A 17916-nucleotide genomic window follows, 5' to 3' on the forward strand; every position below is an offset into this window, starting at 1 on the left:
CCGTCAGGTTCTTGTCACTATGGGTTGCCGCCGCCCGCGCCACCGTTGCGAGCTTCGATGGCATCGATGGACTTCGTGAACGACTTTCCCAGCACTTGGGTGCCGACGAGTCCGAGTACCGACGCCAGGAGCTTTCCCTTGAGGTTCTTGCCGTCCCGGACCACGACGGCGTCGACATCGGTCAGACCCGTCGGTTGCCGGGTCAGCGTGTAGGTATGGCTCGACGCCCCGCCCCACAGGTTGGAGTCGGTGGTTGTCATCACGACGCGGCGCGGGTCGGTCCAGTCGTAGTGCAGACGCTCCCAAATACCACTGGAGCCCTCGGTGACATCAGCATCGTGGGGTCCTTGTTGGTGCACTTTCAGGTAGCTGTCCGCACTGCGGCCGAAGATTTCCTCACGGCCCGGGCCGAAGTCGGTCAGGCCGGCAAGGACCTGTTCGGGCGTCGCAGTGGTCGTCTTGTGAAGATGGATCGTGGTCATGGCGCCTTCTTTCAACTGTGGATGATCCGGTGCTGAAAAAGCCGGGGAGTGACTCATCCAGCACACCACTCACACGAAATGAATGAAAGAGAATTGCTCGCCCTGTCTCGATCCGCTGTCTCGATCCGCTATTCGACGCCGCGCCGGCTGGCAGTGATTGCGCCGTGCGGCCTGTAGCCGCTCCCCGTCCGGGTATGGGTCTCGATCACGTCGAAACCCGCTGTGACCAGCACCTCGGCAAGTTCGGTCACCGGCCATCGATAACCAGTCGTCGCGGCATGATCAAAAGGCTCTACCGTTGTGCCTTCGAAGAAGCCCACCAGCAACCCACCACCTGGGCGGATCACGCGCGCGAATTCAGCGAGCGGTGCCTCGATATCTTGCGGGTGATGGTGAATGAGCGAGTACCAGGACAGCACGCCGCCCAGTGAATTCGTTTTCGCGTCCAACGCCTCGAAGCCCCCGACCTCGAAGGAAAGATCCGGGTATTGGTTGCGTGCTCGTTCGACGAACTCGGGCACGAGATCGATCCCGCTCACAGCCAGCCCGGCCTGGGCCAGGAAGTCTGTCCACTGCCCCGGCCCGCACCCGGCGTCGAGCACGGGGCCGGTCAAAGTGGCAGCCCAGCTGGTCACCAGTGCCCGATCAGATACGTGCGTCGAATCCATCGAGCCGAAGAGGTCCGTGTACTCCTGGGATCTGGCCGAATACGAATCTCGGACTACGTCGCGGCGCGTTGCACTCGAATTCTCCACGCCATCAATGATTATCGATGTGCACCATTCCTTCGCCACAACTCGCCGAACCGAAGGTTCATACTCTGTTGAAGGCCTACGGTCACGTCCGGAAACTGAGGTCATATGGTGGAAGAGAAAGAACTGGCGGCGAAGATCCGCGAACTACTCAATGCCCGATCGGCCGAGTCGAGCATCTGCCCCTCCGACGTGGCCCGCGCAGCAGCACCCGACAATTGGCGTCCGCTGATGGAACCCGTCCGAGAGGCTGCCCGCCACATGGTGGCCCACGGCGAAGTGCAGATCACCCAAGGCGGCGAAGTCGTCGACCCGGAATCCGTACGAGGTCCGATCAGGATTCGGTGGGCTCGTTGATCAACCGCGTGACTTCTGGCGGCACTGCTCTCGCAGCGTGAATCAGCGGAAACGGTCCAGATGCTCACGCAGGAACGCATCCAGGCTTCGTGGCTCACGCCCCAGGACACGTGCCACCGTGTCGGTGGGTGACTCCGAGCGCGAGACGGCAAGTTGCTGGATCTCCAGAATGTGCTCGGCCAGCCACGGAGGCATGTGGGCATGATCGACGAGGTTTTGCCGAAGTTCGTGCGGTGGCAGGTCGATGTATTGGACGGGGCGATCGAGCATGCGGGTCAGAGAATCGGCGATGCCGCCGTAGCCGACTGCCTCGCTGCCCGTCAGGACGTAGGTGCCGCCGGCGAGGTCGGCGCGTGTGAGCACGGCCGCGGCGACGTCACCGATGTCTCGGCAGTCGATCCAGTTGCACGGCGCGTCCCGCATCGCGCCCAGAATCACCCCTTGCGCAGCCACCGCCGGAGCCAGGAGCAACAGATTCTGCATGAACGCATAAGGGCGGAGCAGAGTGTGGCGGATCCCGGATGCACGCAGGTGTTCGCCGACGGCATGGTGGCCGCGGGAGAGAGCGATGGGGGAGTCGGCCGCGGCGGCGGGGTCGGAGATCTTGACGATGTGTTCGACGCCGCTCTCGGCGGCTATGTCGATCACACGCGTTTCGAGCTCGACCTGTTCGAGTCCGTTGGCCATGGCGAGGAAAAGCTGTTCGGCCCCTTTGAAAGCCGTCCGTAGCGAAGTTGGGTCTGCGGCATCGGCCGGCACTACTTCGACCGAACCGTCGGCCAAGTCGCCGAGGTGGGCGCTCAGCCTGTCCGGGTCGCGGGACAGCGCTCGGCTCGGCACACCCGAGGATGCGAGACTGTGTAGCAACGCGCCGCCTGTGGTTCCGGACGCTCCCATGATGACGATCATCGTGTTCCTTTCGGTCTTCCCCGGGAAGCCGGGGATCGTTGACATGTGTTGTCTGTCAGGGATTCTGACGGCGCCATCGCCAGCTCACGATGACGGCAGCGACAGCGGCAGATATCGGTAGATCGAGTTGCAGGCGAGCAAGCCAAGCAGTGTCGACCACGCTCGTGTGAGCTGGTAGCCAACGGGAGGCGAACCACCCGACGAGACCAGCAATCACAGCGGCTCCGACGGCAAGAATTGCCGCCACCATGATGCGAGGCAGGGCCGTGGTCCACGGCCGTGACCTCCCGCGACGCAGCAGCCAGGAGCCGATCAGCAACGCCACCACTGCCGACGTGCCCGCGATGGACGTAAATGCCGCCATCGTGAGGCCCGATTGGCCGGATGCGACTCCGCCCGCACCCGCCATCAGCGCAGGGGCAAGGTAGGCGACCAGCACCTCTCTCCACAGGATGAAAGGTCGTGCGCCGCGACGATCGGCAACCGGGTCGAGTCGATTGGAATCGGTTATCTCCTTTTCGTTTTCGCGACGGATCGGTGGGGTGAGTCCGGACATGAAGGAGACCAACTTTCCGATTATAATTAGGTGACTAACTATTTGGGTATGAAAAGAGAAGTCCCTGTCGAGAATTGACGACGATTCGAATCGCTACGCGAATACTTGGAATCCCAGCCGACTACTCCGCAGTCAGCGCACCGATACCGCGAACGACCCGCGAGAGCAGATCCAAAAAAACCGCACGCTCGTCGACAGTGAGCTCGTCGACCATTTCCTCGAGACGAGCAAAGTGTTCGGGCGCCATGTCACGTAACCGCTGAGCGCCACGAGCAGTCAGGACGACCACCGCACCACGCCCGTCCTCCGCGGACGGACGTCGAGCGACCAAACCCTCCTGCTCGAGCCCATCGACCAAGCCGGTGACCGTGGCCCGCGAGACGCCGAGATCAGCCGCCAGACGTGAGGGAGATTTCTCCCCGTCGTGATCTTCCAGATCCGCAAGCAGTCGGTAACGGCCGGTCGACAGTCCATACCTCGCGAAGTGAACCTCGGTCGCTCGACCGAGCCGCGCGCCCGCCGAGATCAGCCGCACCGCAACCAGCACCGCCTGTGGATCGGACCCGAGGCCGTAATGCTCCAACTGCCGCCGCGCCTGATCCAAAGTGGGTGAGTCGTGATCGGTTCCGTCCACTGCCATGAAACTAATATGGCACCTAACTACATTCTGGTCAACCCGCCACCAGAGCTAGCTTCAAACGCCGAACAATTCCTGCGGGGCCGCATGGCAGTCCGGGTGATTGCCGGGATAGGGCAGGACCTTCTCGAGGGCGAGACCAATCGAGAAGGCCGTTTGGTCGTCGTACGGTCGCGTGACTATCTGTGTACCGGTGGGGATTCCGTTCCGAGCGAAACCTGTGGGGATTGTCAGCACCGGGCAGCTACTCAGGATGTTGAAGGTGATGGCCGGTACAGCCTCGAGGTAGAACTCCAATTCTGTTCCAGCCACATTGATTCCGTGCCCCACGTAGTCGTCGCCGGCAAGAAAGCCCTCCGTCGCCACTGCCGGAGTGATCAACGCGTCATAGGTATCGAACAGGGATCCGACCGATGAATACAGTTCGGCTTCGATCGCGAGCCCGTCGAGGAAAGTCGCATCACCACGAGTGCGACGTGCCCACCGCGCGAATTCCTTCGCGTACTCCGTGACCTTGTCGGGGTGCGCGGACGCTTCGGCAGAGATCGAAGCACCGAACACGTGGTCGTAGTGAATGGCGGCCGCACGCATGATTGCAGCGCGGGACAGGTCGACTTCGATGATCTCCGCGCGTGCACCCAGAGCGGTGAGGGTGTCCACCAACTTCGCCGTGTTCTCGGCGATGTCCGAATCAACCGGCCAGTCACCCAATGCGGGAATCACGGCAATCCGCATTCCCGCGCACGAACGCGTTGCGAAGGTAGGTAACTGCGATGCCGGTACGTGCGAGGCAATGTCAGTGGAGGTCGGTCCCGCGATGACCGACTGCATTGTGAGGCAATCACTTACGGTGCGCGCCATCGGACCGCAGTGGCAGTAGCGATCGAGATTGAAGGGCGGATCAACGGGGACACGGCCGTGCGGTGGCTTGAACCCGACAATTCCGTTGAGTGACGACGGAGTTCGGATCGAACCTGCAACATCGGAACCGGTAGCCAAGTGCGTCATACCGGTGGCAAGTGCGACTGCCGATCCACCGGAAGACCCTCCGGAGGAGTATTTCGTGTTCCACGGATTGCGAGTGACGCCCCACAACTCGGACTGTGTGAACGCGGCCGAGGAGAATTCGGGTGCCGTCGATCGCGCGTGGACGATGGCACCGGCGTCGACGATCCGCTGCACGAAAGTCGAAGTGTGGGTGGCGATCAAGTCCTCATAGACCTTGGACCCTTGAGTCCACGGTTGGCCTTGTACCGGTTCATCCTCTTTCACCACAACGGGAACACCGGCGAGCGGAAGGCTGACATCCGAGCCGCGGGCGTAGTGGCGTTCCGCTGACTTCGCTTGTGCTCGTGCAGTAGCGAAGAAAGTGTGTCCCACTGCGTTCAAGGTTGGGTTGAGCGCCTCGATACGTTCGATGGTGGACTCGAGCACTTCCACCGGAGACAGCGATTTGTCCCGGTAGCGTTCGAGCAACTCGGCCACATCCATGAATGCCGAAGCGGGTGTCTGGTGCATATCTGTTGTCCTGCCTCTATGAAGGTTTGTGTAGGCGATTAGGTTGTCAGTTCGCGCTTTGCCACGACGGGACTGCGGAATGTCGCGAGCAGCATTGCCAGAGTTGCGATTCCCGCGGCTGTCCAGAAGACCGTTTCGGAACCAGAGTGGTCGTGAATGCGTCCGCCCGCGAACGCACCGAGCGCGATGCTTGCATTGAAGACTGCAACCCACAGAGCAGAAGCGGCCTCGCGGTGAACGGGAACTGCTTGTGCAATCCATGTTTGAGTACTCACCGATGCACCACCGTAGAAGAGGCCCCAAGCCGCCATGAGCAGAGCAGCTGCGATCAAGGTGGTAGCCGAGATCGGAAACAGGGCGAGTGTGACCGCTATTCCCACGCTGAGGCTGACGACCACCGCCTTCGGGGACTTTGCAGCGGACGGCCCGGCGATGAAGTTGCCGACGACACCGAATGCACCGTAGATCAGGAGCATTGTGCCGACCTGCGAAGCGTTCAACCCCGCGAAGAACTCCAGCCCCGGACGCACATAGGTGTACGCCGCGAAATGAGCGGTGACGATGAGCGCGGTAATCGCGAATCCGACCCGGACTCCTGGGTTCCGAAAGGCCGCCACGAGACTCCCGAGCGACAAGGCCCGATCAGCTGGCATCGTGGGTAGGACAGCGATCATGGCGATCGCGATCAGCGTCGCCGCGCAGCTGAGAGTCCAGAACGCCACGCTCCATCCGGCGACTGCCCCGATATACGTCCCAGCAGGGACACCAAGAACTGAGGCAACAGCGATTCCGCTGAAGATGATCGTGGTCGCCAACCCGACGGATCTGGAACCCACCAATTTGGGTGCCAGACTAGCTGCGAGTGCCCAGACTCCACCCATGCTCACGCCTAGAAGGACGCGAGCCACAGCGAGGAAAACGAAGCTCGGAGCAAGGGCCGTGAGGGCGTTCGCCGCGGCGACTACAAGCATCAGAACGATAAGCGTCGACCGACGATCGAAGCGCCGGGTCACGATGGGCACAAACGGGGCAGTGGCCGCTGCCACCAATCCGGTAATGGCCAGTGAGAGCCCGATGGTCCCTTCACTTTCCACCAGAGCAGCACCGATCGGGGTGAGTAGCCCGACCGGCATCATCTCTGCCGCGACAACGATGAAGGTGGACGCTGCGATCAGCGCGACCGCAGCCCAGTGGTTCTCAATGGTGTGTGCGTGGGTTGAGGACGTGGACGCAGGGCTGTTCTGTGCAGATGCGGAGTGGGGCATGTAACCAGAGAAGCTCCTGCACGCCGATGGATCAACGGCGAATCGCTCATCCAACCATTAGCTCAATTCATCGATGAGCCATGATGGAGTGGTCGAATGAGTCCAGGGTCGGAGTGAAAATGTCGGAGCCCCCGATGCGTGAGATCGAGTGCTTCCTCGTTCTCGCTGAAGAACTGCACTTCGGTCGCACCGGCGAGCGGCTGTTCATCTCCCAGAGCCGAGTGAGTCAGCTGATCAGCGCGTTGGAGCGTCGTATCGGCACCAGCCTGGTGGCGCGCACCAGTCGCCGCGTGCACCTGACTGAATTCGGTGCCGATTTTCTTGCGTCGTTGGCTCCCGCGCATCGTGCGCTTGTCGGAGTAATCGAGGACGCTCAGTCAAGAGCACGGAACATGCCGGCGCCGCTTCGGGTGGGTTTCCAAGGAGCAATTTACGATTCGATCGCGGCTGCTGTCTCTCGTTTCGAAATACAACATCCGCAAACATGCGTGACCATCAAAGAATTACCCCTGGGTGATCCGTTCAGTGATGTACTCGCCGGGCGAATCGATGCGGCAGTGGCCCTTCTCCCCGTAGATGAGCCGGAACTGACAACCGGGCTCGTCTTTTCTCGACAGCCCCAGACCCTCGCCGTCTCAGTCCATCACCCGTTCAGCGAACTGGGCGTGATCGACGCCGAGCAGTTGGCGCAGATCTGTCTCGTACCCATCACCGGCCCCGCCCCCGACTATTGGCAGCGTGTGAATTCCCCGAGCACGACGCCGGGCGGAGCCACGATTCCCACACAGGGTGGGGCGAGCACCGTTCAGGAAGGCCTGTCGCAGGTCGCATTCAGTCAGGTCGGCCTCATCCTCTGCGCTGCAACCGCTGCATACAGCCAGCGCTCGGACATCACATTCGTACCGATCAACGGATTACCCGAATCTGCTTTGGGTCTCGTGTGGCGTACCGATCTCGAAAGCCCACGACTTCGCGCTTTCGCGAAAGCGATCGAGGAAGCACACACCTGTCCCTCCTGACGTCGATCAGTAAGTCGCGGAAGGAGTCCGGGGCATTGAGATGCATCGTGTGTGAGATGATCGCGCCATGTCTGCGATCACCGACTACTTCACCGCGCGCACGGATGAGCATGCCACCTCTGCCCTCGAGGGACTCGTCGACTTGGAACCAGAGGTGATGGAGGCGAACGCAGCTTCTCGCCCGCGGATCCAGTTGGCTGCGAGTGGGACTCCAGTTCTGCAGGCGAAAGGCGTCGATCCAGTTGTCGCGCTCGGCCGACTGGAAGCAGCCCTCACCGCTCGCCCCTACGACGAAGTTGCAAAAGGTCCACGCTGCGGGAAACTCGTCGCGATGAGCGACGACGGCGACACCCTCGTGCTCACGGTTACCGACGAATTGCGTGATGCACTAGCGGAATTGAACGCAGAAGGCGTCGCGGCCGCTGCGGCCGCCTGGGCGATCGACGAGACCAGTGAACCGTCGGAGGACTCAGTGCCGTTCCTGACCGCCTTCGTCGAACTAGCGACCAGAGCTGTGGCTCAGGGCGAACGAATGTACGGCTACGTCGTCATTTGAGCTTCGCAACTCCGCCGATCTGAACAGACAGGTCGTTCGTCTTCGACTCCCGACTTACCGTCAGCCCGGGATCTGCCGGGCCAGATCGTTGCGGTCGAAGTCGGAGAACTTCTGGGTGTCAGTGCAGTATCCACAGCTCGCTCCGAAGAACTCGGTGCGAGCGTTCGGATCGTCGAGTAGCCAGTACCGCAGCCACGCCGTGCTCGGCCCGCGCATATCGCCGCCGTTGATCGCCGTACCGAAGTGCGTGGCGCCGCGCAGTTCCAGATACTCGGCAGGCACGTGGTCTGCGTCCTCGTACATCGCCCGCACGATCGCCGGCCAAACGATTGCGTCGGCCTGGCCGGCCAGATAGAGAACGGGCTCGTCGATGAGATCGACATCATTGAGCGGGCCTGGTTGGATCGCGACGGCGGTGTCGACGCGGTCGTCGATCGCCGCGTTGATCGCCGCAGACCCGCCCTGCGAGTGCCCCACCGCACCAATATGTTCCAGGTCGACTTTGCCGAAGAAGACGCTCGACGGGCTGGCCGCTTTGTCCGCGATGAGGTCGATTCCCGACCGCATGGTGATGGCGAAATTGCTTGCCGGGGTATTGGCGGCGACCACGATGAATCCGTGGCTGGCGTAGTGGCGCAGCAAAGAGGTGTACGCACCGGGGAGCACACCGGTCCCGTTCCCCCAGATCACAACAGGGTGCTTCTCGCCGCGCGCGCCGAGCTGGCGCGGGTAGTACAGAGTGTGCACCAGCCCGATCGAGACGTTCGGCGTGTACGGCCCTGCACTCGCCCAATCGTGCCCGACGCTCGGGATGCCGGGCGCATCGGCAGCCGCTGTTCCGGTTGCGCCCGTGAGTCCTAGCGTCGCGCACAACGCAACCGCCGCTGCAGCATTCACGAAATGTTTCAGAGACTTTCGCATGAAAGTCAACCTTTCGAAGTTGATCCGGAGTGACGTGTATTACATATTCACGGGAAGGCAACCCGTCGGCTTTGTTTCAGGAAACGGACTATCCCAGAAGTGTTGTGTCTGTGGACAAAATCATCGTTCTCGGTGGATGCCCCGGCGACGCGAATACCCAGAGCGCAAGGTCCAGTTCGCCTCGGCCTACGGCTTCCGCGCGGATTGCTCGGCACACAGCCGTAGGAAATGTTCGACGATCTGCGTGTTCTGGCCGTCCCTTGCCACGGCTGCGATCTTCCGTGATGGCAGTTCGAATATCTCGCCCACAGTGCACCCGCGTTCGGATGCTCGCTCGGCACTGGAGAGTTCGAGGATGACAGCACCGATCCCTTCGTACGCGAAATCCGCGAAGGCATCGCGGTGCTGTGACCTCATCACGAATGCGTGGTCGATTCGCGGTTCGATCGACCGCAGATGGCGATAGACATCGGAAGTTTCGAACCGTGGTGCGACAACCAAACCGATGCGCATGAGATCTTCGCCGATGAATACCCCGTCCACCGGTGGCGGGGTACCGGGCGGGCAGACGAGCCGCAACTTGTGGTCCGGAAGGCGCACCGTGCGCGTCCCGGGAACACCGGTGGGCGGCGACTCCATTATTGCCACGTCAGCGGTGCCTGCCATGACCGGGTGAATCGCATCGGCCACGGACGACCCAGGCGGATCCGAGATGGTGATCCTCAGGTTCGGCACCTCCGTGCGCAGCGCTCCGAGCAGTACCGCTGCGGGATCGTCCGCAAGGCTCGCTGTCGTGGCAACACTGAGGTGGGGGACTGCTGACAGTAAGAACTCGCGCTCGACCACTAATCGGTCGAGCGCGGCCAGCGCTTCGCGTGCTGGATCGATGAGATTCCGTCCGCGCGCAGTCAGCGTCGCGCCGGTCCGGCCTCGATTGAAAAGCCGTCCTCCGACTCGTCTTTCGAGCCGCGCAATTGATTGAGAGACGCTCGATGTTCCCGTGAACTGATTTGCCGCTGCCGCCGTGATACTGCCGTGTTCGACGACGGCAAGGAAGTCTTGTAGCTGCCGCGGATCGATTCGCGGGGTGGCGGACTCTCCGAACTTGCTCATCCGGCGTTCCCCATTCCACCTTCGTCACGTAATCGGCTGGTCGTCTCGATAAACGCTTGTGCCGCAGGCGATGGCGTCGAACCGTGGAACATCCAGATATCACGAGTGAGCGGGGGCCGAGTACGACACAGCACCACACCTTCTCCGACTGTATCGGCGACAGATTCGGGAAGGAAAGCGACACCGACTCCCGCGCGTACAAGTGGGATCATCGAAGCCACAGAGATAGTCTCCGCAACCACCGCCTCGTCCACAGTGCCTTCGCCCAGGCGTTCCGCCAACAGTCGCCGAGTGACATCGTCACGCGGGCTGGTGATCAATCCGATTCGCAACAGATCCGTCAACGCCGCTGCCCCCTCGCCTTCACTTCGTGCGGCCGGCACCAGCGCAACGATTTGTTGCCGGCCGAGAAGGATACGTTCAACGCCCTCGTCGAACACCTCGTCCACCCCGAGCCCAATATCAGCCTGACCCGAGGCGACCACCGTTCCGATTCCGTCGGTGTCGTTGCTGAGCATCGTCACCGCAACGTTCGGAAACTTTCTTTTGAACGCACCCAGGGCCGTGGCCGCTGGATCACGCGCCAATGTTCGCGGACACACGACCGTCAGCCGACCCCGCTGCACGACGTTCAATGGATGCAAAGCGTGATCCAAATCCCGGTATGCCCGAAGTACTTGGGCCGCCGGACCTGTGAGATCGCGTCCAGCGTCGGTCAGGGAGACTCCCCGCGATCCACGGCGGACGAGCGTCAGGCCGCACTCTTTCTCCATCCTGGCCAGAGCCTCCGAGATCGTCGGCTGGCTGACCCCCAGTCCGCGAGCAGCAGCGGAAATGCCGCCCCGATCAGCAAGGGCAAGAAAGTATTCCAGATGACGCCGGTCCATTGGGGTTCCCTTCTCGTGGAACTCATCGCGCGCGCCCGATTTTGCGCCCGTCAGGCATAGGGAAACCCTATGGCATACCTCTCGAATGTGGCGTAGACGGGAAGAAGAATCCCGTGATCTGCTTCACATATGAACGCAGTGAGCAACAACCCGGGGAGCTTCGACCAGAGGCACCCGTCTGCTTTTGTCGAGCACCAATCGCCGCCTGCGAGCACAACGGAGGAGGCGCCGAAATGACCGAAACCATCACCGCAAGTTCGCCATCCGGTGCTACGTCGCTCCGTTCCGTGAGGCGGGCGCGCTCTGAGCCGAAGCCCGCTCGACAGCGTCGATCCGGTACGCGACTCACCATCGGGGTACGACTGGCCCAGGTCGCGCTGCTTCTGGTCCTACTCGGAGCGTGGCAGCTCGTCGCATCGCAAGGTTGGATCGAGCCAGTTCTGGCCAAAACGCCAGGCGAGGCCTGGGCCTACTTCACCGCAGCGGTGCAGTCGGGCGAGATTTCGTCGAACTTGCGTGCCACGATGACTGCCGTCGTGATCGCGTGGATCCTCGCTAGCGCAGTCGGGGTGGCGGTCGGACTCTCTCTCGGACTGCTTCCGACCCTCGAACGCATCATGAGTCCGTTCCTGGATGCGGCGAATGCCATGCCACGTCTTGCGCTGGCGCCTCTGCTTATCGTCATCTTCGGGATCACGATGACGGCGAAGGTCGCTCTCGCGTTCACACTCGTCTTCTTCATCGTCTGCTCGAGTGCACGAGCCGGTGTGAAGTCGGTGGACGACGAATGGCTCCGACTTTCCACTGTCCTGAATGCCAGTAAGACACAGGTGTTCTGGCACATCCTCCTCCCCGTCGCAACACCTGGCATTTTTGCCGGCCTTCGGTTGGGGCTGATCTATTCGCTACTTGGCGTTGTCGGTTCGGAACTGATCTCGTCACGGGACGGGCTGGGCCAGCTTGTGTCGATCTACTCGGCCCAGTTCCGGATGGAAGCGGTCTACGCGATCCTCATACTTCTCGCAATCGTCGCAGTCGTCCTCAACCAGGTAATGAACTTCGCCGAGCGCTACCTCCTTCGGTGGCAGCCGCCGGCTCGACGATGACAGGAATCATCATGGATACCAACGTGATTACACCCGCCGTACAACTCGACGGACTGACGATATCCTTCCCCTCACCCGACGGGTCGACGAAAACTGTGGTCGACAATCTCGACCTCACCATCCCTCGCGGACAGTTCGTGAGCTTGGTCGGCAGGAGCGGTTGCGGAAAGACCACTCTGCTCAACGCGCTCGCTGGATTGGTGGACGCGACGGAAGGCAAAACCGAGGTCCTCGGCACAACACCATTCGACGCTCGCTCCCGGATGGGCTTCATGATGGCCCGAGATGCCCTGTTCCCGTGGCGAACAGCGCGGAAGAACGTCGAGTACGGCCTCGAGTTGAGAGGAGTACCCAAGGCGGAGAGACGAACTCAATCAGCGCGCTGGCTTGCGGCCGTTCAAATGTCCGAGGCGTCACAGCTGTGGACTTGGCAGCTGTCCCAAGGGATGCGCCAGCGTGTCGCGTTGGCCCGGACGTGGGCACTGGATCCGGACATCTTGTTGATGGACGAGCCGTTTGCCGCCCTCGATGCGCAAACCCGCGTCGAAGTACAGCGCGAATTCCTCGAGCTTTGGCAGTCCGAGGTCGGCCGGACGGTCATCTTCGTAACCCACGACCTCGGTGAAGCCATCTGTCTCTCCGACCGCGTTCTGCTGCTCGGGGCCGGCCGAGTGATCGACGACGTCAGCATTGACATCGAACGCCCCCGCGAACTCGAAACCCTCACCGCCGAACCTCGATACATCGAAATCTTCAACCGGCTACGTGGTCAGCTCGACCACTGATGTGCCCAGCCAACTCAGCTTGATTACTGATGCGCCCAGCCAACTCAGCTTGATTTCTGATGCGCCCAGCCATCAAGGAACAGGAATCCCATGAAACTTCGACCTTTTGTCGGCACAGTCATTGCAGCGGCCCTACTGCTTTCCGCGTGTGGAGGGGGAGGGCGGCCGAACGACGGTAGCGTCGCCATCGGGGTCTACCCTGCGAGTGCTTTGTCCCTGCCTGTCTACGTCGCTGTCCAACAAGGAATGTTCGACAAGGAAGGCCTCCACGTCGAGCTCATCGACGGAAAGAACGGGCCCGAACTCATCAGCGGTCTCATCGGCGGTACAACCGATCTCGCGGTCGGTGCACCCGGAACCGTCGTGCCGGCCATAGAGCAAGGGCAGAGTCTGCGGCCACTGTCCCCCTACGGGTCGATCGATCTTGCCATCGCCGTGACGAAAGACAGCGGCATCACCACCATCGAGGATTTGCCCGGCAAGCGGATCGCCATACCGTCACGTGGCGGCGCGGCCGAGCAATTCGTCAATCAGCTTCTCGCAGAGAGAAACATCGACGGCTCCACGGTGCAATTCATCGCAGCGGCACCCACCGCGAGTCAGATACCACTCGCACGAAAGGGCGACATAGATGCCGCCGTTCTCACCGCTGCCAGCCAGGCCGTATTCGATGCTCAAGGAATTCCGATGACGGCGATTACAGAAGTAGACCCGGTGGGCTCTGACGGCGTGAGTTCATACGGCCTGGGCACGGTGCTCGTCACGACAGCCACATTCGCTGAATCCGATGCTGCTGCCCCCGTGTGTGCGGCGCTCGAGGCCGCAGCAGGGTGGATAGCCGATCCTGCGAACGAGCAAGCAGGAGCTCAACTTCTCACCGAGCGAATGAATGTTCCTGCTGACAAAGCCAACCAGGTGTGGGCTTCGCAGAAGACCCTCTGGCCGGTCGAGATTTCAGCCGACCGATGGACCCAGAACGTCGCATGGGTGAACAACCAGACCTCGGGCAAGTCCGACGCAGACGTCCCCTTCGACCCCCTCTGCTGACCAACGCCCCCACACACAATCCAGTTCGTCTACTACGAAAGAGAAGAAACGATGACACAACTCGCTGACCAGTCAACACAATCCGAGTCCCAGCACGATCGCCGGCAGCTCACCGAGGCTTGGTCTGCAGTCACCGACAGTCTTGCGACATTCGGTTCGACCGCTGCCGCTACCGGATCGCCGCTGGACAGCGCCGAAGGTGTACGGCACGCACTTCGTCTGTTCGGATACCTCGCCGAGATGAACATCGAGCGCCAAGACGTGCTCCGGCCTGAACTCTTCACCCTGATGTCACCGATGCGAAAGTTCTGGGGAGACGGCATCGACGTCGACTACTGGACTGCGATGATCGACCCCAACGAGACATACCGTATTCACGGTAACCGTGGCACAGTGCCGTACGTCGCCGTCCTCGCCAATCGCGTGGGCGCGTCTGGGACCGACCGGGTCGCCGACAACATCGTCATCGACGACAAGGTGTGTGACGCGGACGGCAACTTCGAGATCTTCGTCGCACAAGAGCTGGAGGGGCGCAGCGGCATTCGGCTGGATGAGCGCTGCTTCGACGTAGTAGTTCGTGTGTATCACAAGACGCGTAACGCGGAGATCGATCCTGTTCTCCACATCGAGCGCCTCGGTCCGCCGCCTGGTGCACGCCCCGATCTCGACACGGCGTGGCTGACCCAGCGCCTCACGAAACTTGCTCGTGGCATGGACGTGAGCCTTCGACGCAGTCTTCAGCTCATCGAAACACTCAGTCAGTCTCCCAACGAGATTCGCGTGACCTCGGAGCAGCGAGGGTGGGGAGACTTCTACGGCACCAGCTCCAACCAATACGTTGCCGGCTGGTGGTCACTGAAAGACGCTACTGCCGTAGACATTACGTTCACCATCCCCGACTGCACCTACTTCGGAGTGATGCTGTACAACCACTGGTTCGAGTCCTTCGAGTACCGCGACCACACCGTCAACCTCAACGACGCGCACTTCGAGCGCAATGACGATGGAACCGTGACAATCCGAATCGGGGGAGCAGAAGGTGACAGAAATCGATTGAACCCCTGCAACCACACCGAAGGCATTCTGTTGGCGCGCTGCCTGGAGCCCGCTGAGGATGTCACTTCGCCTCATGTGGAGATCATTCGATGACCGACGAAATAGACCTGCCGTTGGCAGGTGTCCGAGTAGTGGAGATCGGTCAACTGATCGCAATACCCGGCGCCGGGCAGCAGTTGTCCGACCTCGGTGCCGAGGTCATCAAGCTCGAGCCTCCAGGTGGTGAACCGGCCCGACAAATCGACGCCGACTACGCGCGCGGCATCTTCTACGGGTACAACCGTGGAAAACGTTCAATCTGCCTCGACCTCAAAGACTCCGCCGATCTGCAGCGAGCTCGGGATCTGATCGCATCGAGCGACATCTTGCTGCACAATCTTCGCCCGGGAACCCTCGATCGATTGGGATTCTCCTCTGCCGAACTCCAACGCCTGCGACCGGAAATCATCGCCGTCTCGGTGAGCGGGTACGGGGCGGAAGGCCCGTCCGCTACCCGCGCGGGGCTCGACATCGCTGCGCAAGCAGAGAGCGGACTGATGTCGGTGACGGGTGAGGCGGATAGCCCGCCACAACGTGTGGGCGCACCGGTCATAGATCATGCAACGAGCTACGTTGTCGCTCAAGCGGTACTGGCAGCGCTACTGCGGCGCGAACGCACCGGCAAAGGATCGTCCGTCCGAGTTTCCCTGCTGGACGTCGCAATCCACTTGCAGACCGCCAACTGGATCGAGTGGCAGGTATCCGGAAAGCCCATGAGTCGCAAAGGGAACGGACAACCAAGCGTCGCACCGGCAGCAGACGTCTTTCGCGCCGCCGACGGCGAGCTGGTGATCAGCGGATACCAACCGCGCGCATGGATCGAACTGTGCAAGGCGATCGACCTACCCGAGTTGGCCGACGACCCGAGGTTCACCACCACCGCGCTGCGCGTGGAAAACCGTGTTGACCTCGTCGCCACGATCGAGAAGCAGCTGTGCCACCGTAGCGCCGCGGAAGCGGTTGAGCATCTCACTGCGGCCGGAGTGGTTGCCGCACTTGTGCGTGACTACGACCAGGTGATCCGCGCCGACGACGTGGTTGCGAACCGTACCTTCATCCCCGGCACCAACGAACATGGCGAACAGTATTTGACGCCTGCCATGCCCTATCGCGCCGAACCTCCGATGGCACGAACTGAACTTTCACAGGTTCCGGCCTTGAACGAGTGGACAACATCGACGCGCTGAATGCGCCGTTCGGGTCGAAATTGACTTTGCACCAACGTAACTGACAAACAGATAGCCATGCACCATCGAGGAGATGTCCAGTGCTGACCACCGCATTTACCGAGACATTCGGCGTTCGCCAGCCAATTGTGCAGGGCGGCATGCAATGGGTGGGGAGAGCAGAACTCGTAGCGGCAGTTGCAAACGCCGGCGCGCTCGGCATGCTCACTGCCCTGACACAGCCGACACCTGACGATCTTGCCCGAGAAATATCCCGAACGCGCGAGCTCACCGATCAACCTTTCGGGGTCAACCTCACAATCCTCCCGACGATCACACCTCCGCCCTACGATGAGTATCGCAACGTGATCATCGACTGCGGAGTGAAAGTCGTCGAGACAGCTGGATCGTCTCCCGCGCCCCATCTGCCGCACTTTCACGGCGCAGGCATCAAGGTTCTCCACAAGTGCACCAGCGTCCGCCACGCGGTCAAAGCCCAGGCCCTCGGTGTCGACGGCATCAGCATCGACGGGTTCGAATGTGCCGGGCATCCAGGGGAAGACGACGTACCGGGTCTCGTCCTCATCGCTGCAGCAGCAGAGCGGATCAGCATTCCCATGATCGCGTCCGGTGGATTTGCCGACGCGCGAGGATTGGTGGCCGCCCTGGCGCTTGGCGCCGACGGCATCAACATGGGCACTCGGTTCATGTGTACCGAGGAGTCTCCGATTCACCGCAACATCAAGGATGCGATAGTCGCCGCCTCCGAGGTCGACACCGAATTGATTTTCAGGTCGTTGCGCAATACCGCTCGCGTAGCACGCAACAGCATCAGCCAAGAAGTTGTCGAAATCCTTTCCAGTGGTGGCAAATTCGAAGACGTTCGACATCTTGTGGCCGGTGCGCGGGGCCGAGCGGTGTTCGACAGCGGCGACCAGGAGGCTGGCATCTGGACGGCTGGCACTGTGCAAGGATTGATTCACGACATCCCCACAGTGGGTGAATTGGTGGAACGTATTGTCGCAGAGTCCGAAGCACTGATTGCCGGACGGCTTACCGGCCTCCTGGATCCTCTCAGCGCCTGACTACGTCCGAACCCACTGGGCGCTACCGTCGGCCAGTTCTTCGCGAATGCCCCTGCCGTTGCGCTCGTCGACCCGCGTGCCGCCGATACCTCGTCCTCGATGCGTCGTGCGGTGACGGGGAGCTCTTCCAGATCGCCTCGCGGCTCGCCATCGCCGCTCGATCGTTTCGGGTGCATCCCGACGATCATTGACGCCAGGACGAGGAAAGGAGGTGTACTCCGAATTGCTTGCGGTCATCAGAGTGACAACCGCAAGGATTTCGATCGGCACCGAGCACGACCTACTCAATGTTGTGTCCATGGTGCTACCAACCCTGTTGTCACCCGCGCCATTGCGATCAACGCACTGTTGCCAGAGTTCCAATAGTTCTTGTGCACATCCAGATTCGGTATGAGTCGGCCAGCACGCGCATAACATCACCGTCGGTCCGAAGTAGCTTCCCCACGCCACGCCGACACTTCTTGGCTTCGACTGAGTACCACCCAGCGTGGTCCGAGAACATGTTGGCCAATCGGGAGGCGACGGTGACCATCGGAAGTGAAAAGATTTCTGTGAACACAACCCTGTTGACAGGGAAAGAGGCGGAGAGCGCCTTCGAACGGTTCGTCGAGTACAACCCTACGTGATCGGTGTACAAGACATGCGCGGCATGAAATCTTT

Annotated in this window: 20 protein-coding genes; 9 read left to right on the top strand and 11 right to left on the bottom strand. The window is 61.3% G+C overall.

All coding sequences use genetic code 11. The features are described 5' to 3' along the window. Positions 1-17: 17 nt before the first annotated feature. Positions 18-482 (bottom strand): hypothetical protein, encoded by a 465-nt coding sequence (locus tag M0639_RS28265; RefSeq protein WP_064074396.1) that lies wholly within the window; start codon positions 480-482, stop codon positions 18-20. Between the two features lie 128 nt (positions 483-610). After that, the gene (locus M0639_RS28270; RefSeq protein WP_196305175.1) at positions 611-1237 is read right to left on the bottom strand and encodes a class I SAM-dependent methyltransferase; all 627 of its coding nucleotides are present in this window, start codon (positions 1235-1237) and stop codon (positions 611-613) included. Positions 1238-1342: 105 nt separating this feature from the next. Here M0639_RS28270 and M0639_RS28275 point away from each other — a divergent pair, with 105 nt between their 5' ends. Next, on the top strand, positions 1343-1591 hold the full coding sequence (locus M0639_RS28275) for a DUF3253 domain-containing protein (RefSeq protein WP_030537164.1): 249 nt from the start codon (positions 1343-1345) through the stop codon (positions 1589-1591). A 42-nt stretch (positions 1592-1633) separates the two neighbouring features. Here M0639_RS28275 and M0639_RS28280 read toward each other — a convergent pair whose 3' ends face one another. From M0639_RS28280 to M0639_RS28300, 5 genes are all read right to left on the bottom strand, one after another. After that, positions 1634-2545 (bottom strand): NmrA family NAD(P)-binding protein, encoded by a 912-nt coding sequence (locus M0639_RS28280; RefSeq protein ID WP_231915168.1) that lies wholly within the window; start codon positions 2543-2545, stop codon positions 1634-1636. 10 nt (positions 2546-2555) lie between these two features. Further along, positions 2556-3056 (bottom strand): hypothetical protein, encoded by a 501-nt coding sequence (locus tag M0639_RS28285; protein WP_064074394.1) that lies wholly within the window; start codon positions 3054-3056, stop codon positions 2556-2558. A 121-nt stretch (positions 3057-3177) separates the two neighbouring features. Then, positions 3178-3696, bottom strand: coding sequence for a MarR family winged helix-turn-helix transcriptional regulator (locus M0639_RS28290; RefSeq protein WP_003943230.1), 519 nt, complete (start codon positions 3694-3696; stop codon positions 3178-3180). A gap of 54 nt (positions 3697-3750) precedes the next feature. Then, a complete protein-coding gene (locus tag M0639_RS28295) occupies positions 3751-5211 on the bottom strand; it encodes an amidase (protein ID WP_064074393.1) in 1461 nt (486 codons plus the stop codon). A gap of 38 nt (positions 5212-5249) precedes the next feature. Then, positions 5250-6476 carry an MFS transporter gene (locus M0639_RS28300; protein WP_064074392.1) on the bottom strand — a complete coding sequence of 409 codons (1227 nt, stop codon included), beginning with the start codon at positions 6474-6476 and terminating at the stop codon, positions 5250-5252. 119 nt (positions 6477-6595) lie between these two features. Between M0639_RS28300 and M0639_RS28305 the strand changes: the two genes are divergently transcribed. Next, on the top strand, positions 6596-7495 hold the full coding sequence (locus M0639_RS28305; protein ID WP_007735591.1) for a LysR family transcriptional regulator: 900 nt from the start codon (positions 6596-6598) through the stop codon (positions 7493-7495). Between the two features lie 67 nt (positions 7496-7562). Then, complete coding sequence (locus M0639_RS28310) at positions 7563-8051, top strand: hypothetical protein (protein WP_030537159.1); 489 nt, start codon at positions 7563-7565, stop codon at positions 8049-8051. A gap of 60 nt (positions 8052-8111) precedes the next feature. Here M0639_RS28310 and M0639_RS28315 read toward each other — a convergent pair whose 3' ends face one another. From M0639_RS28315 to M0639_RS28325, 3 genes are all read right to left on the bottom strand, one after another. Continuing rightward, complete coding sequence (locus M0639_RS28315; protein WP_064074391.1) at positions 8112-8972, bottom strand: alpha/beta hydrolase family protein; 861 nt, start codon at positions 8970-8972, stop codon at positions 8112-8114. Positions 8973-9158: 186 nt separating this feature from the next. Beyond that, complete coding sequence (locus M0639_RS28320) at positions 9159-10085, bottom strand: LysR family transcriptional regulator (protein ID WP_064074390.1); 927 nt, start codon at positions 10083-10085, stop codon at positions 9159-9161. Next, entirely contained in the window at positions 10082-10972 is an 891-nt protein-coding gene (locus M0639_RS28325) for a LysR family transcriptional regulator (RefSeq protein WP_064074389.1), read from the bottom strand. The genes M0639_RS28320 and M0639_RS28325 overlap by 4 nt, the downstream gene beginning before the upstream one ends. Positions 10973-11205: 233 nt before the next feature. Here M0639_RS28325 and M0639_RS28330 point away from each other — a divergent pair, with 233 nt between their 5' ends. The 6 genes from M0639_RS28330 (at position 11206) to M0639_RS28355 (ending at position 17256) form a co-directional block, all read left to right on the top strand. Further along, on the top strand, positions 11206-12078 hold the full coding sequence (locus tag M0639_RS28330; RefSeq protein WP_007735586.1) for an ABC transporter permease: 873 nt from the start codon (positions 11206-11208) through the stop codon (positions 12076-12078). A gap of 11 nt (positions 12079-12089) precedes the next feature. Continuing rightward, entirely contained in the window at positions 12090-12863 is a 774-nt protein-coding gene (locus tag M0639_RS28335) for an ABC transporter ATP-binding protein (RefSeq protein ID WP_037120648.1), read from the top strand. 90 nt (positions 12864-12953) lie between these two features. Further along, positions 12954-13910, top strand: coding sequence for an ABC transporter substrate-binding protein (locus M0639_RS28340; RefSeq protein ID WP_007735582.1), 957 nt, complete (start codon positions 12954-12956; stop codon positions 13908-13910). A 51-nt stretch (positions 13911-13961) separates the two neighbouring features. Further along, entirely contained in the window at positions 13962-15059 is a 1098-nt protein-coding gene (locus M0639_RS28345) for a hypothetical protein (RefSeq protein WP_064074388.1), read from the top strand. Continuing rightward, positions 15056-16192: a CaiB/BaiF CoA transferase family protein gene (locus M0639_RS28350; protein WP_064074387.1), complete on the top strand. Its 1137-nt coding sequence runs from the start codon at positions 15056-15058 to the stop codon at positions 16190-16192. Before M0639_RS28345 ends, M0639_RS28350 begins: the two co-directional genes overlap by 4 nt. Before the next feature lie 80 nt (positions 16193-16272). Next, entirely contained in the window at positions 16273-17256 is a 984-nt protein-coding gene (locus tag M0639_RS28355; RefSeq protein WP_064074386.1) for an NAD(P)H-dependent flavin oxidoreductase, read from the top strand. Here the strand turns inward: M0639_RS28355 and M0639_RS28360 are convergent, their stop codons facing one another. Continuing rightward, the gene (locus tag M0639_RS28360) at positions 17257-17556 is read right to left on the bottom strand and encodes a hypothetical protein (RefSeq protein ID WP_156667373.1); all 300 of its coding nucleotides are present in this window, start codon (positions 17554-17556) and stop codon (positions 17257-17259) included. Between the last annotated feature and the right edge of the window lie 360 nt (positions 17557-17916).

Source organism: Rhodococcus qingshengii JCM 15477 (genome assembly GCF_023221595.1).
GTDB classification, from domain to species: Bacteria; Actinomycetota; Actinomycetes; order Mycobacteriales; family Mycobacteriaceae; genus Rhodococcus_F; species Rhodococcus_F qingshengii.